Genomic DNA, 14,479 nt, shown 5'->3' on the forward strand with positions numbered 1-14,479 from the left:
ACATCCATGGCACGCTTCTTCATCGACCGGCCGGTCTTCGCCTGGGTCGTCGCCCTGTTCATCATCCTCGGCGGCGCGCTCGCGCTGCCGCTGCTGCCGGTGGCGCAGTATCCGGTGATCGCGCCGCCGGCGATCGCCCTGTCGACCGCCTATCCCGGCGCCTCGGTGGAGAGCCTCTACACCGGCACGACCCGGCTGATCGAGGACGAGCTGAACGGCGCGGCCAACATCATGAGCTTCGAGTCGACGAGCGACTCGTTCGGCGCCGTCAACATCACCGCCACCTTCCAGCCCGGCACCGACCCGGCGCTGGCCTCGGTCGAGGTGCAGAACCGCCTCAAGCGCGTCGAGGCGCGCCTCCCGGCCGAAGTCCGCCAGCAGGGCATCCTGGTCGAGGAGGCGTCGGCCGCCACCCTCAACATCATCACCCTGGTCTCGACCGACGGGAAGATGGACGAGATCGGGCTCGGCGACTTCCTCATCCGCAACGTCATCAACGAGATCCGCCGCATTCCCGGGGTCGGGCGCGCGACGCTGTACTCGACCGAGCGCAGCCTTCGCATCTGGGTCGACCCGGACAAGCTGCGCGGGCTCTCGCTCACCGCCGAGAACGTGACGGACGCGATCCGCAACCAGAACATCCAGGTGGCGTCCGGCGCCGTCGGCGCGCAGCCGAGCCCGTACAGCCAGGCGATCACCGCGCCGATCATCGTCAAGGGCCAGCTCGCCTCGGTCGACGACTTCGGCGCGATCGTGCTGCGCGCCAACTCGGACGGCTCGAACGTGCGCCTGCGCGACGTCGCGCGGATCGAGCTCGGCGGCGACGCCTACCAGTTCTCGACCCGCCTCAACGGCGGCCAGGCCGCGGGCATCTCGGTGACGCTGGCGCCCGACGGCAACGCCCTGGAGACGGCGGGCGCCATCCGCAAGAAGATGGAGGAGCTGTCGCAGTTCTTCCCGCCGGGCCTGAAGTGGGACATCCCCTACGACATCACCCCCGCGGTGAAGGCCTCGATCGAGAAGGTGCTGCACACCCTCGTCGAGGCGGTGGTGCTCGTCTTCGTGGTGATGTTCCTGTTCCTGCAGAACATCCGCTACACCCTGATCCCAACCATCGTCGTGCCGATCGCCCTGATGGGCACCTGCTGCACGATGCTGCTCGCGGGCTTCTCCATCAACGTGCTGACGATGTTCGGCATGGTGCTGGCCATCGGCATCCTCGTCGACGACGCCATCGTCGTGGTCGAGAACGTCGAGCGCATCATGACCGAGGAGGGCCTGTCGCCGAAGGACGCGACCAAGAAGGCGATGGACCAGATCACCGGGGCGATCATCGGCATCACCCTGGTGCTGATCGCGGTGTTCATCCCGATGGCGTTCTTCCCCGGCTCGGTCGGCATCATCTACCGCCAGTTCTCGATCGCGATGGTGACCTCGATCGCCTTCTCGGCGGTGCTCGCGCTCTCGCTCACCCCCGCCCTGTGCGCGACGCTGCTGAAGCCGGTCGCGAAGGGCCATGGCCATTCCAAGGGCGGCGTGTTCGGCTGGTTCAACCGCATCGTCGACCGCGAGACCAAGCGCTACGGCCGCGGCACCGCGTGGTTCATCAAGAAGTCCGGCCGGGTGATGATCGTCTACCTCGCGCTCGTCGCCGGCGTCGCCTTCGCCTTCGCGCGGCTGCCCGAGGGCTTCCTGCCGCTGGAGGACCAGGGTTTCTTCACCGTCGACATCCAGACCCCGCCCGGCGCCTCGTTCAACCGGACGCAGGCCGCCGTGCGCAAGGTCGAGGAGCATCTGCTGGCCCAGCCCGGCGTCGCCACGGTGACGATGCTGAACGGCTTCTCGTTCTCCGGCCAGGGCTCGAACACCAGCCAGGCCTTCGTGACGCTGAAGCCCTGGGGCGAGCGCGACGCGGCGAACGCGGCCTCGGCGCTCGTGGCCGGAACCAACAAGGCGCTCTCCGGCTATCGCGACGCGATCGTCGACGCGCAGGAGCCGCCGCCGGTGGACAACCTCGGCAACGCCGCCGGCTTCTCGTTCCGCCTCCAGGACCGGGCGCAGAAGGGCTACTCGGCGCTGCTCGCCGCGCAGGAACAGCTCCTGAAGCTCGCGATGCAGAGCCCGGTGCTGCAGAAGATGAAGATCGAGGGCCTGCCGCCGGCGCCCGAGGCCGAGCTCGTCATCGACCGCGAGAAGGCCGCCGCGCTCGGGGTGAAGTTCGAGGACATCAACGCGACGATCCAGGTCAACCTCGGCTCGGTCTACACCAATGACTTCCCGAACCGGGGCAAGATGCAGCGCGTGATCGTCCAGTCGGAGGATCTCCAGCGGATGCAGGCGACCGACATCCTGAACTACGGGGTGAAGAACGCCTCCGGCACGATGGTGCCGATGTCCTCCTTCGCCGACCTGAAATGGAGCGTCGGGCCGCAGCAGATCGTCGGCTTCAACGGCTACCAGTCGGTCCGCATCACCGGCGAGCCCAACGCCGGCTACACGTCGGGCGACGCGATCGCCGAGATGGAGCGGCTGATGGGCCAGCTGCCCAAGGGCTTCGGCTACACCTGGACCGGCCAGTCGCTGCAGGAGAAGCAGGCCGGCTCCCAGGCCTCGCTGCTGCTCGCGCTCTCGGTGCTGATCGTGTTCCTGTGCCTGGCCGCGCTCTACGAGAGCTGGGCAATCCCGGTCTCGGTGCTGCTGGTCATCCCGCTCGGCGTCATCGGCTCGGTGGCGGCGGTCTACCTGCGCGGCCTGCCCAACGACGTCTACTTCAAGATCGGGCTGATCACGATCATCGGCCTGTCGGCCAAGAACGCGATCCTGATCGTGGAGTTCGCCAAGGACTTGTGGAAGCCGGGCGCCTCGATCGTCGACGCGACGATCGAGGCGGCGACGCTGCGGTTCCGCCCGATCGTGATGACCTCGCTCGCCTTCATCTTCGGCGTGGTGCCGCTCGCCATCGCCAGCGGCGCCGCCTCGAAGAGCCAGCAGGCGATCGGCACCGGCGTGATGGGCGGCATGATCTCGGCGACCATCCTGGCGGTGTTCTTCGTGCCGGTGTTCTTCGTGGTCGTGATGCGGCTCTTCCGCCGCAAGGACGTGCTCGCCGGCGAGAAGGCCGATGCCGCGACCCCGGCGGTGCGGGCGCCGGGCGGGCACGGCGTGCCGGCGGAGTAGCGCCGGACGGCATTCGGACGCAGGCCCGATCGCCGTGCACTGGTCGCCGCGGGTACGTTGTTGATCGCGTGCCGCGCGGCACCGGGCGAGGACAATCCTCGTGGACGCTGTCGTAAGATCTCGGTAAGAATTGTGCCGAGGCAGGCAGCGTCGTCCGCGCTGCCGCCGCCATCCGCCAGGGAGTGCGCGATGTCGATCGGAGCCGGTGGAATCCTCAGGGCGACCCTGATGCTGAGCCTGGCGCTCGGCACGACGGCCGCCTCCGCGCAGACCGCCCCCAACGGCGCCTGGACCGATCCGCCGGCGCGCAGCACCACGCCCGCCGCGCCGCCGGCCGCGGCAATCCCCGCCGCTCCGGTGACGGAGCCGACAGCGAGCGCGAGCCGATCGGCGGACGAACGAGCCGCGTCGAACCGGTCGGAGACGGCGGGCAAGGCCACGGCACCGGCGTCCTCGCCGACCCGCCAGGCGGCAGTGCCGGTGCGCAAGCGGGTGCGCGAGGTCCGGCGCACGCATCCGCAGGTGATCGCCGCGACACCGCGTGCCCGGATCGCGACCCCGCGCGTCGTCGAGCGTCGTGAGGCGGCGCGGCCGGTGATGCGCCGGGTCGCCGCGCGGGCCTACACGCCCCGGACGTTTTCAGCGCCGCCCTACCCGTACGCTCCGCTGCCGGTCGGGCGGGTGGTGGGCCCGGGCGATGGCGAGCGCAACCCGATCTTCGCCGAGGGCGACGACCGGATGCGCCGCATCGCGGCGGCGCAGGCCGCCGGCTACCTCGTCGTGCGTTCCCGCTCGGTGCAGTATCCGGATGGGCGGATGGTGCGCAGCTACCGGCCCTACGACGACGATGACGGGCTGGACTAGCGTGCGGGCGCCCTCGTTCGATCACGAGGGCGCCGACGATCCGCGTACGACCGCGCCGTGCTCGCGCAGTCCTCGATGCCGGCCGCTGGGCTCAGCGGATGCGGCCGGGGCGGGTCGGCTCGAACACGATGCGGCGGTGGAAGGCGCACCAGCTCTTCCCCTCGGCGACCGGAGCGCCGCAGCACATCGCGCGATCGTTCGGCTCGCCGATGATGAACTTGCACACGAAGGCGCCCGACTGCGCGAACGGCACGCGCAACTCGGCGGACGGCTCGGTGAGGGTCTCTGCTTCGCCGATCTGGGACATGCGGACGAGTTGGTTCATCGCACTAAAGCTCGCGGAATCTCATGCTGGCGCCGACGGCCGCCCGGCAGGGGGATGGTGAGAGAACGCCGCACCGTATCGAGCGATCCCGCAACGCACGATGCTCCGTGCCGTCGAGACGTTCGGTCCATACGGGTCCGGCGAAAATGCCGGCGCGACAGTGTCATGGTGTTGTTATAACTGGTCTTGTTCTCCGCGGAAACAAGACCGCCCCGCGCATCTTGCAACCGCGCACAGCCTTCAGGGTCTGACGCGGACCTAAGCCGGCGGCACCGGCGCGACACGATGTCTTGCCCTGCAGCATGGAGCATCGGCACGGGATCCGCGACGGCTGCGGCGGATCGGCGACGCCCGGGCCGGCTTCCCAACGAAGCCCGCCCTAGCGACCGCGCACCGTTCGGCGGGGCGTGCATCCGTCTCCACCCTGTGATTGAGTGGCGCCGACATCGCCCGCAACGACTTCCCGGACGCATCATGGCCGACACCGCGCTCGTCTCGACCGAATGGCTGCACCAGCGCCTGGATGCGCCCGACATCGTGGTGCTCGACGCCTCCTGGTACCTGCCCGCCGCCGGGCGCGACCCGGAGGAAGAGTATCGCGCCGCCCACATCCCGGGCGCGGTCCGCTTCGACATCGACGCGATGAGCGACACCGAATCCGGCCTGCCGCACATGATGCCGCGCCCGGAGGTGTTCGCCTCGCGGATGCGGGCGCTCGGCATCGGCGACGGGCTGCACATCGTCGTCTACGACGGGCTCGGCCTGTTCTCGGCGCCGCGCGTGTGGTGGATGCTGCGCACCTTCGGCGTCCGCGACGTCTGCGTGCTCGACGGCGGCCTGCCGGCCTGGGTCGCGGCCGGCTACCCGACCGAGGACGGCGAGCCGCGGGTCCGCGACCGGCGCCATTTCACCGCCCGGCTCGACCACGGCGCCGTCGCCGACGCGGCCGACGTCGCCCGCGCGCTGGCCGGCGGCACCGCCCAGGTGGTCGATGCCCGCTCCGCGCCGCGCTTCCGCGGCGAGGAGCCGGAGCCCCGCCCCGGCGTCCGCCCCGGCCACATGCCCGGCGCCCGGAACCTGCACTACGCCGCGCTGCTGACCGACGGGCACCTCAAGGCGCCGGACGCGCTCCGCGCGGTCTTCGCCGAGAACGGCGTCGACCCCGACCGGCCGATCGTCACCACCTGCGGCTCAGGCGTCACCGCGGCGATCGTCGCCTTGGCGCTGGACCGCCTCGGCCGCCCGGCCCGCGCGCTCTACGACGGGTCGTGGTCCGAGTGGGGGGGCGATCCGAGCCGTCCCGTCGCGACGGGCTCGGCCTGACCGACACCGGCGTCATCCGCGCGTCATCGAGCGCGGGGCATTTTTGCAACGTCGCGATCGGGAATGCGCAGGCCGGCAGGGCCGGGATTGCCGCAGTTATAGCCAATGCTATACCTCGCATCGGAATGTGCGGGGGATCAGGGCGATGCGGCATCGGGGCGAGGCGGACAGCGCCGGATCGATGGGCGTCGCCGGTCGCCGCGCGGCCTGGCTGATCGGTGCCTGCCTCCTTCCGGCGCAGGCCTTCGGCGCCGATCCCGCCGTCACGCGCGCGCCGGCGCCCGCCTTCGTCGACTGGTCGGGGGGCTATCTCGGGCTCGAGGGCAGTGCCGGCGGCTCCTTCGGCGCCCTCGGCTTCGAACCGACCACGATCGGCGGACGCCCCGTGCCGCCGTTCAAGACCGGGGATGCCACCGGCCGCGCCGACCGCAGCCGCGAGGCGACCACCGCCGTCGGCGGCGTGTTCGGCGGCTGGAACTGGCAGGCCGGCCCGTGGCTCTACGGCCTGGAGGCGGACATCGCCGGCGCCAACCTCAAGCGCCCGGTCGCCTCGACCGCCGCCGGCTTCGGCTACGAGGGGTTCGACCCGGTCTTCGACGTCATCCGCGCCAAGACCGACCTCTACGGCGCCCTGCGCGCCCGCCTCGGCTTCGCCTTCGAGCGCGCGCTGATCTACGCGACCTTCGGCCTCGCCGGCGCCGAGACGCGGTTCCTCGCCACCTATCCGGACCGCGCCGGCGGTCCCGCCGCGACGGCCAGGACCGACCGGGGAACCCTCGGGTTCACCCTCGGGGCCGGCGTCCAGTACGCGATTACCGAGCACCTCGCCCTCGGCCTCGACTACCGCTACATCGATCTCGGCAGCACCGGGCGGTTCGACCTCGGCGCGGTGCCCGGCCTCGGCCCGGTGTCGACGCAGGCGCACGTCACCTCCAACCAGATGCTGGCGCGGCTGTCCTGGTATCCGGCGGGGCTGCGGCTGCCGCCCGAGCCTGACGAGGCGGCCCCGCACGACCCCGACAACGGCGACACCGGCCGGTTCTCGCTCCACGGCCAGACCACCTTCATCAACCAGGGCGTGACCGGGTTCCGCTCGCCCTATCTCGGCCCGAACAGCCTGGTGCCGCACCAGGCCCAGGCGACTACGACGGCGACCGCCTTCGTCGGCTTCAAGCTGTGGGAGGGCACCGAGCTCTACTACAACCCGGAATTCAGCCAGGGCTTCGGCCTGTCGCGGACCCTGGGCGTCGCCGGCTTCGTCAACGGCGAGGCGCAGAAGGCCGGCGCCCCGTTCCCGAAGCTGCGCTCGAACCGCTACTTCGTGCGCCAGACCTTCGGCCTCTGCGGCGAGACCGAGGACGTGCCCGACGGCCCGAACCAGGTCGCCACGCGCCGCGACGTCGAGCGGATCACGGTGGTCGCCGGCAAGTTCGCGCTCGGCGACTTCTTCGACGGCAACGTCTACGCCCACGATCCGCGCGTCGACTTCATGAACTGGTCGCTCTGGGCGGCCTCGGCCTGGGACTTCCCGGCCAACCTCCCCGGCTTCACGCAAGGCGTCTACGTCGAGTACAACCGCGCCGAGTTCGCGGTGCGCGCCGCCTACACGCAGGTGCCCAAGGAACCGTCGAGCGACGTGCTCGACCCGCGGGTGTTCGACCGCCAGGGCGCCAACATCGAGTTCGAGGGGCGCTACGTCCTGCCCGCGCTGGAGCAGCCGGGCCGGGTGCGGATCGGCTTCTTCTCGAACCAGGGCAACACCGCGCGCTATCGGCAGGTCGTCGCGCTGACGCAGTCGGGCGTCTTCGACGACGTCAACGACGCGGTTGCCGCCACCCGCCGCCCGCGGCGCAAGACCGGCGGCTACGTCAACCTCGAGCAGGCGGTCACGGCCGATCTCGGCGTCTTCGCCCGCGTCAGCCTGTCGGATGGGCGCAACGAGAGCCTGTCCTTCACCGACGTCGACCGGAGCGCGTCGGGCGGCGTCTCGCTCAAGGGGACCGCCTGGGGCCGGGCAGGCGACACGGTCGGCCTCGGCGCCACGGTGAACGGCCTCACCGAGGCGCACCAGGCCTACTTCGCCACCGGCGGCCTCGGCCTGCTGATCGGCGACGGGCGCCTGAACTACGCCCCCGAGCGGGCGCTCGAGGCCTACTACGCCATCGGCCTGACCAAGACCGTGACCCTGACCTTCGACTACCAGCGGGTGATCAACCCCGCCTACAACCGCGACCGGGGCCCGGCGGACTTCTTCGCCACCCGGCTGCACGCGGATTTCTGATCGCTATTCCGCCTCGTCCACAGTCGCCCCGAACACCGCCTCGAACCCGGCCCGCAGCTGCATGTCGACCTCCGGCATCGCGACGATGCGGCCGAGGTCGGCCAGGCTGGTCACGCCGTGGCCGCGGATGCCGCAGGGGACGATGCCGGAAAAGTCCGCGAGGTCGGGCTCGACGTTGAGGCTGATCCCGTGGAAGCTGACCCAGCGCCGCACGCGGATGCCGATCGCCGCGATCTTGTCCTCGACGGCGTCTCCGTTCTCCTGGCCCTTCTCCGGCCGCCGCACCCACACGCCGACGCGGTCCTCGCGGCGTTCGGCCCGGACGTTGAAGGCCTCGAGCGTCGCGATGATCCAGGCTTCCAGGCAGGCGACGTAGGCGCGCAGGTCCGTGCGGCGGCGGTTGAGGTCGAGCATCACGTAGGCGACCCGCTGGCCGGGGCCGTGATAGGTGTACTGCCCGCCCCGCCCGGTCCGGTACACCGGCAGCCGCGCCGGCGCGACGAGGTCGGCCTCGCGGGCCGAGGTGCCGGCGGTGTAGAGCGCTGGGTGCTCCAGCAGCCAGACGCATTCCGGCGCCAGCCCGCGCGCGATCGCCTCGGCGCGGGCCTCCATCCACGCGACGGCCGCGTCGTAGGCGACCGGCGCATCGCTGATCCGCCAGCCCACCGGCGGAGAGCCCGCCCGCGGCAGGAAGGTGTCGGGCGCGATCGCGAGACGGTGCGCGGCGTTTACCAAGGCTTCACCCTTCGTCGGGAATGCTCTCCTTCCACCGGTCCGTGCCGGTGGCAAGGCGCATGGGGGCGGTGGACGCGTGGCGGTTCTGGAAGACCTCAAGGTCGATCTCACGGTGGTGCTCGGGCGCTCCCGCATGCCGCTGCACATGCTGCTGCGCATGGGACGCGGCGCGGTGATCGAGCTGGAGGCGACCGAGACCGACCTGGTCGAGATCCTCGCCAACGACCATCCCGTGGCCCGCGGCCAGATCGTGGTGACCGGCAACCGCATCTCGATCGAGGTGACGGAGCTGATCCGCAAGGCGGATTCGGTGCGCACGCCGGGCGTCACCATCGGCGACGGCGCCGTGCCGTTCCTGGAAAGCCGCCTGGAGCCGGCATCATAACTTCGGCCGCGGCACCGAATTGCTGCGCTGCGGCGCTTGTCGGATCGGGATCGATCTGGTATCCGCTGCGCCGCTCACCCGAGACGCCGGCCGCCGCAGCGGACCCGGATCTCGGAGAAGCGAACGGGACCCGACGGGTGCCGATGCGGCCATGGCGGAATTGGTAGACGCGCTAGCTTGAGGTGCTAGTCCTGCAAGGGGTGGAGGTTCGAGTCCTCTTGGCCGCACCAACTTGTTATTGTTGGTGTTTTCCCCAAAGCGTCCCGGATGCTGGCAGCGAGCCACCCGGTCTTTTGCAGAAGTTCTTGCAAACCAAGTTCAACTTAGCTCCTGCAGCTTCTCATCGTACCACGCCTGAAATTGACGCTCTCGGCGCATGTCGAAGCACGATTGCAGGTTCTCTTGATGGGTGACGTGGCGCAGGTTCGTGCGCCTGTTGTTCAGCCCATTACCGTCTCGGTGGTCGACCTCTTTGCCGCGTCGCCGGCCAACGATCAGGTGGTGCATGAAGATGGTGCCGTTGCGCGTCCACGTTTTAGCGTAGACCGTGTGCGACCCCTTCACCCGATGCGCGCGCCACTTATGGCCGATGACCAGCGGGAGGTCCGCGTCATCCACGATCGCGAACAGCCCACGGTTCTTTTCAGCCTTCCAGCGTAGCGCCACCTCGGCCATCAGCGCGCGTTCCTGCGGTGGGCATCGAGCTTGACGATCGCGCTCTGCGCCAGCGCCTTCGTCCGCGCCAGGTAGACCTCCAGGATCTTGTTCACCGAGGCCAGCGTGTGGCCCGTGATGGTGGCGATCTCCTGCGGCGTGCAGCCGGCTTCCGACAGCATCGTCACGGCCGTGCCGCGCAGGTCGTGGAAGTGGAGGTCGTCGCTGATGCCGGCCTTCGCGAACGTCGCTTTCCAGGCGTGATGGAAGGCGCTCTTCGACCAGGCGACGCCGTCAGCTTTCGTCAGCATCATCGTCGCTCGACGTGGCGCGGTATCGAGAGCGTCCCGGAGGGCGATCGTCGCCGGGATCCAGACCTTCCGGCCACCCTTCCCCTGACGCATCGTGATCGCGTGTCCGTCGTAGGCCGACCACGGGAGACGCAGCAGGTCGCCTTGCCGCTGGCCGGTGTGGAGTGCGAGCAGCAGCGCCAACTCGATCTCGGGCCCGGCGGCGGCCTCGAATGCCGTGACGTGCTCGGGCAGCCAGATGAGCTCGGCGCGGCTGTTGCCGTAGGCCCGCTCGAAGGTGGCAATCGGATTATGAGTGACGTGCCCGCGGTCGTAGCCCCACGAGAAGACGCGGGCGAGTGCTGCGAGCTTGTTGTCGGCCGCCCGCGGCTGCGTCTCCGCGAGGCTGTCGTGCCAGCGCAGGAAGAGCGGCCGGCTCCGCGGGTTTTCGACGTGCTTGAGCGGGGTCGTGCCCCACTTGGCCTCGGCGGCCTTCAGGTTGAGCGCGCCGATCGCGCGGGTGGATTCGGCGAGCTTCTTCCACTGGAGCGAGTCGCAGTACTGCCGGATCAGCCACGACACGGTGCCGGCGCCGCGCTCCTGGGACGACGCCCTCCCCGCCTCCTCGAACGACGCCTGGAACTCCGCGGTGCCGGGCTCGCCTTGCAGGCGTCGGCCGGTCGCGCGGTGGTAGTAGTAGGTCACCGTCGACCCATCGGCCGCCGGGTAGCGGACGGTGTTGATGCCCTTCAGCTTAACCCGCATGGCTCGCCGCCCACTCTTCGAAGGATGAGTCGGCAGCTTCGAGAAGTCCGGACCGGCGATCAAGGGCGCGGTCGATCGCCTTGCGGTCCCAGCGAGCGGTGCCCGGGATCGCCTTCGGCACGATGCTCCGGCGCACCCAATCGTCGAACGCGGCGAGGGAATCGCACCCGCAGTACTCGGCGGCCTGTTCTCGGGTGAGGCCGCGCGGCAGCATGCCGAGGGGCAGCGTCGTCATCGCCCTCCCCCATCACGGTCGATGATCCTGCGCGCCTCATCCATCAAGCCGCGCCTCCTCGGCTGCTGCGACCTCGACCTCGCGCCGCCTGGCCCGAACTCCGTCGATCATCGCGATTTTCGCCGTGTTCCCTTCGCGTTGGGCCTGCCAGTAAACGGCGCCGTACGTGTCGGTCTCGATGGCGCCAGCTTCGATCGCGCGGGTACGCTTGCCCTTGGCGATGTCGAAGTGGACCCATGAGGCGTTGCGGTGCTTGCCGAACGACAACGTCGGGTGACCCTGGATCCACTTCCGTTGCACGCCGATGCGATCGACCATCGCCAGCAGCTCGTCGAGGCTGTCGGCCCACAGGTGACACATCATTATCCGGCCGAACGGGAAGATGGGCTGATCGACGTAGACGCTCATGCCGCCCTCGCCGCGATGTCGAACGCGTCGGTCGGAACGAGCGGCTGCCAGCGGATCAGGAAGCCCTCGAAGACGAGGGTGTCACCGTCCTCGGGCGGGTGCTCGGACCACCAGAAGCGGCGCATGTCGTCCAGGTCGACGAACCCGTCGGCCTGCGCGAACGCCACCATCGCCATCGGCCCGATCGGCACGTGGTCGACCTGGAAGGCCTCCGGGATGCCGCGCTCGGCGAACACGAGGCGCACCGGCTGCACCGCGATGCACACCGTCTCGCCCAACCGCCGGCAGTGCTTCGTCCGCATGCCAGTGAAGAGCTGCAGCTGCTCGCCCGGACGGGCGTGCCGCTTGCGGTCAGCACGGATCGTCTGCGCCTTCGTCCCGGCGAGGATCGGCGGGCCGAACCGCTTCTTGAAGCTGTAGGCGACCATCACCTTACTCCGCGGCGAAGAGGGGCATCGCGACCGGGCCGGGCCGTGGGCGAGCGTTCTGGATGGGATCGGCGTAGTTCGCGGCGACGAGGGCTCGGGCCATGTCCGGGCAGACGCTGTTCCCGCACATCCGGCCTTGGGCTTCGAGCGTCAGCGGGACGATGGTGCCGTCAGCGAGCTCGCCGCGATCGATCGTGTAGTCGGGCCGGAAGCCCTGCGCGTTGAAGCGCTCGCGCGGCGTCAGCATCCGCATGCCGATGTCGACGATGGCGTAGGGCTGGCCCTGGATCGTGACCGTGACGACGCCGTGCCGGGGCTTGGTCGTCTCGGCACCGATCGGCGCGTCGGCGCGCTGCCCGTCAAGCTCGGAGCCGTAGTAGCTCTGGAGGAAGGCGTAGACGGCCGCCGCGTGGTTGCCGCCGGCGGAGACCGTCGGCGCCGGGGCGTCGATGGGGCCGTCCCGGCGATCGGAGCCCCGCAGGTTCAGCAGGTGTGCCGCGACCACGTTCTGGTGCCCGCCCGCGGCCGTGATGGTGGAGACCGGGGCCCGAGCGTCCGTCCCGGGATTCACCGCACCATCCCGGGCCGTGTTGTGCTGGGCCAGGAACGCGGCGACCACGCCAGCCTTGCCCGCACCGCCGGCGGTGATCGTGCCGACCGGCTCCTCAACGTCCGAGCCGACCGACGCGCCGAACTGGCGGGTCATGTGGATCGCGGCGAGGCTGCCCTCGTTCCCGGTCGGAACGATGACGGGCGCCGGCTGGTCGAGAGGCCGCGACCGCGGCTCCTGGCCCGGGCGCTCGCTGTAGCGCGGGACCAGGATGCCCGAGACGAGGCCGAGGGGCGCCGCGCCGCCGCCGTGCGTCTCGCTGGCGTGCGACGTGATCGTGGCGAGCGGGCGATCGATCTCGTGCCCGGTGGCGCCCCGATTGAACTTGGTCACGAAGGGCGCCACGACCGCGTTCTGGTCTTTCGGGCTTGCCGTGATGGTGTGGAGCGGGTCGGACACGTCCCGGTTGCTGCCGCCCTGCTGCCCGAGGGTGACGAAGGGCATCACGACCGCCTCGCCGCGCTTCCCCGTCATCGTCGGCGCGGGCTCGTCGGCGGCATGGTCGCGGCCGGCGGTCGCCGCGCCGTGGTTCACCTGGACGAGGAACGGCTTCGCGGCGGTGATGACGTAGCGCCACGTTCCCTTGGCGATCCGCGCCATCGTGTTCGGCTTAAGTGGCCGCTGCGCCTTGATGCCGTGCTTCGCCTTGATCTCAGCCCTGGTGTCGAAGATCGACGGGCAAGGCAGCGACCAGTCGATGATCTCGGCTGCGGTCCGCCACGGCATCAGCGTGCCGGCAACGACACCGGCCGACGTCGGCGCGCCGTGTGTCGCCGCCGGCCACACGATCGGCTTGCCGTCGCGGCGGGCGACCAGGAACAGGCGCTTGCGGATCGTCGGCGCGCCGTAGTCGCATGCCCGAAGCTCGCGCCACTCGACCGCGTAGCCCATGGCCTGCAGGGCCGCGACGAAGCTGCGGAACGTGGCGCCGCGCTGCAGCGGGCACGGCCGGCCGTCGTCGAGCAGCGGGCCCCAATCCTGGAACTCCTCGACGTTCTCCAGGAAGACGCAGATCGGGCGCTGCCAGGCCGGCAGGCTCTTGATCCAGCGGACGCCGACCCACGCGAGGCCGCGGATCGCCTTCTCGCGCGGCTTGCCGCCCTTGGCCTTGCTGAAGTGCTTGCAGTCGGGAGACATCCAGAGGAGTCCGACGGGCCGGTTCGCGCAGAGCGAGCGGGCGTCGACGTTCCAGACGTCTTCCTCAATGTGGTGCGTGTCCGGATGGTTGATCCGGTGCATCGCGAGCGCCATCGCATCGTGGTTCAGCGCGTAATCCGGATCGCGCCCGAGCGCGGCCCGGATGCCCTCTGACGCGCCGCCACCGCCCGCGAAGCTGTCGATGATGAGCGGGCGCAGCCTCACCGCCCTGTCCTTCCCGAGCGTGGGGGTGGTCGCGGTCATTGGGAGGGCTCTTCTGCACGAGAGGCCGGCGTCGTCTGGAAGGCTTGCGAGACGATCGCGAAAGCTCGGGCGATCAGGTTGGGCCGCCCCGGCATCGCAAGGTTCGGTGCACCGAGACGGAGGGCCGCGATCGGCGCCGGCCGACGAGCATGACCTTCATCCTCGAGGAAGCGTCGCACGGTGGCGATGAAGCGGCTGGCCTCGGCGAGCGCTGCCGCATCTGCGTCGATCGCATCGACCGCCCGGCAGGTTTCGGGGCAGTCGGCCGGTATGCCGATGCTCTGCGCCTGACGGCGGCAGCGATCCTGACGAAGCGCTGCGGTGTCGAGCGCGTCGGTGAGGGCCGCCAGGTCGAACCCCTGGATGTCTCCGGGCTTCAGCATGACGCGACCTCGCGGCCCGACTCGATGAAGTGCAGCACCCGCTGCAGGCTGGTGCGGCCGGCGACCGGGGCGATCCGGCGGTACGCTTCGATGAGGTCGCGCTCGTCCGAGGTGACTTCGATCAGCGCAGGGTCGGCGAAGATCGTTTCCGGGACGCCCAACGCCTCCGCGATCTGTGTCCGCCGGATGAGCGACACGAACTCGCGGCCACGCTC

General features: G+C 70.2%; 15 protein-coding genes and 1 tRNA gene. 6 read left to right on the forward strand and 10 right to left on the reverse strand.

The window, feature by feature from the left end; translation table 11 throughout:
• Window positions 1–6 precede the first annotated feature (6 nt).
• Both MKK55_RS12890 and MKK55_RS12895 read left to right on the forward strand, forming a co-directional pair.
• Window positions 7–3,177 (forward strand): multidrug efflux RND transporter permease subunit, encoded by a 3,171-nt coding sequence (locus tag MKK55_RS12890; RefSeq protein ID WP_243935088.1) that lies wholly within the window; start codon window positions 7–9, stop codon window positions 3,175–3,177.
• Window positions 3,178–3,366: 189 nt separating this feature from the next.
• Window positions 3,367–4,041 carry a hypothetical protein gene (locus MKK55_RS12895; RefSeq protein WP_243935090.1) on the forward strand — a complete coding sequence of 225 codons (675 nt, stop codon included), beginning with the start codon at window positions 3,367–3,369 and terminating at the stop codon, window positions 4,039–4,041.
• A gap of 91 nt (window positions 4,042–4,132) precedes the next feature.
• Here the strand turns inward: MKK55_RS12895 and MKK55_RS12900 are convergent, their stop codons facing one another.
• Window positions 4,133–4,366, reverse strand: a complete 234-nt coding sequence (locus MKK55_RS12900) for a hypothetical protein (protein ID WP_243935092.1) — start codon at window positions 4,364–4,366, stop codon at window positions 4,133–4,135.
• 474 nt (window positions 4,367–4,840) lie between these two features.
• On the opposite strand from MKK55_RS12900, the gene sseA reads away from it, so the two are divergent.
• Both sseA and MKK55_RS12910 read left to right on the forward strand, forming a co-directional pair.
• On the forward strand, window positions 4,841–5,689 hold the full coding sequence (gene sseA / locus MKK55_RS12905; protein ID WP_243935097.1) for a 3-mercaptopyruvate sulfurtransferase: 849 nt from the start codon (window positions 4,841–4,843) through the stop codon (window positions 5,687–5,689).
• Window positions 5,690–5,834: 145 nt separating this feature from the next.
• A complete protein-coding gene (locus tag MKK55_RS12910; protein WP_243935102.1) occupies window positions 5,835–7,970 on the forward strand; it encodes a carbohydrate porin in 2,136 nt (711 codons plus the stop codon).
• A gap of 3 nt (window positions 7,971–7,973) precedes the next feature.
• Here MKK55_RS12910 and lipB read toward each other — a convergent pair whose 3' ends face one another.
• Window positions 7,974–8,705, reverse strand: coding sequence for a lipoyl(octanoyl) transferase LipB (lipB, locus tag MKK55_RS12915; RefSeq protein ID WP_243935105.1), 732 nt, complete (start codon window positions 8,703–8,705; stop codon window positions 7,974–7,976).
• A gap of 76 nt (window positions 8,706–8,781) precedes the next feature.
• Between lipB and MKK55_RS12920 the strand changes: the two genes are divergently transcribed.
• Both MKK55_RS12920 and MKK55_RS12925 read left to right on the forward strand, forming a co-directional pair.
• The gene (locus MKK55_RS12920) at window positions 8,782–9,090 is read left to right on the forward strand and encodes a FliM/FliN family flagellar motor switch protein (protein ID WP_147728794.1); all 309 of its coding nucleotides are present in this window, start codon (window positions 8,782–8,784) and stop codon (window positions 9,088–9,090) included.
• 145 nt (window positions 9,091–9,235) lie between these two features.
• A tRNA-Leu gene (locus MKK55_RS12925) sits at window positions 9,236–9,320 on the forward strand.
• 88 nt (window positions 9,321–9,408) lie between these two features.
• Here the strand turns inward: MKK55_RS12925 and MKK55_RS12930 are convergent.
• Genes MKK55_RS12930 through MKK55_RS12965 form a run of 8 tightly spaced genes read right to left on the reverse strand, consistent with a single transcriptional unit; the run spans window position 9,409 to window position 14,461 of the window.
• Window positions 9,409–9,765 carry an HNH endonuclease gene (locus MKK55_RS12930; protein WP_243935108.1) on the reverse strand — a complete coding sequence of 119 codons (357 nt, stop codon included), beginning with the start codon at window positions 9,763–9,765 and terminating at the stop codon, window positions 9,409–9,411.
• Window positions 9,765–10,799: a tyrosine-type recombinase/integrase gene (locus MKK55_RS12935; RefSeq protein WP_243935110.1), complete on the reverse strand. Its 1,035-nt coding sequence runs from the start codon at window positions 10,797–10,799 to the stop codon at window positions 9,765–9,767. Before MKK55_RS12935 ends, MKK55_RS12930 begins: the two co-directional genes overlap by 1 nt.
• A complete protein-coding gene (locus tag MKK55_RS12940) occupies window positions 10,789–11,034 on the reverse strand; it encodes a hypothetical protein (protein WP_243935112.1) in 246 nt (81 codons plus the stop codon). Before MKK55_RS12940 ends, MKK55_RS12935 begins: the two co-directional genes overlap by 11 nt.
• 36 nt (window positions 11,035–11,070) lie before the next feature.
• Entirely contained in the window at window positions 11,071–11,442 is a 372-nt protein-coding gene (locus tag MKK55_RS12945; protein WP_243935114.1) for a DUF4031 domain-containing protein, read from the reverse strand.
• Window positions 11,439–11,870: a hypothetical protein gene (locus MKK55_RS12950; RefSeq protein ID WP_243935116.1), complete on the reverse strand. Its 432-nt coding sequence runs from the start codon at window positions 11,868–11,870 to the stop codon at window positions 11,439–11,441. The genes MKK55_RS12945 and MKK55_RS12950 overlap by 4 nt, the downstream gene beginning before the upstream one ends.
• A gap of 4 nt (window positions 11,871–11,874) precedes the next feature.
• On the reverse strand, window positions 11,875–13,881 hold the full coding sequence (locus MKK55_RS12955) for a DNA cytosine methyltransferase (protein WP_243935118.1): 2,007 nt from the start codon (window positions 13,879–13,881) through the stop codon (window positions 11,875–11,877).
• The gene (locus tag MKK55_RS12960; RefSeq protein WP_243935119.1) at window positions 13,878–14,264 is read right to left on the reverse strand and encodes a hypothetical protein; all 387 of its coding nucleotides are present in this window, start codon (window positions 14,262–14,264) and stop codon (window positions 13,878–13,880) included. Before MKK55_RS12960 ends, MKK55_RS12955 begins: the two co-directional genes overlap by 4 nt.
• Window positions 14,258–14,461, reverse strand: a complete 204-nt coding sequence (locus MKK55_RS12965) for a hypothetical protein (protein ID WP_243935120.1) — start codon at window positions 14,459–14,461, stop codon at window positions 14,258–14,260. The genes MKK55_RS12960 and MKK55_RS12965 overlap by 7 nt, the downstream gene beginning before the upstream one ends.
• Window positions 14,462–14,479 lie beyond the last annotated feature (18 nt).

Origin of the sequence: Methylobacterium sp. J-059 (genome assembly GCF_022829485.1) — a bacterium.
Taxonomy (GTDB): domain Bacteria; phylum Pseudomonadota; class Alphaproteobacteria; order Rhizobiales; family Beijerinckiaceae; genus Methylobacterium.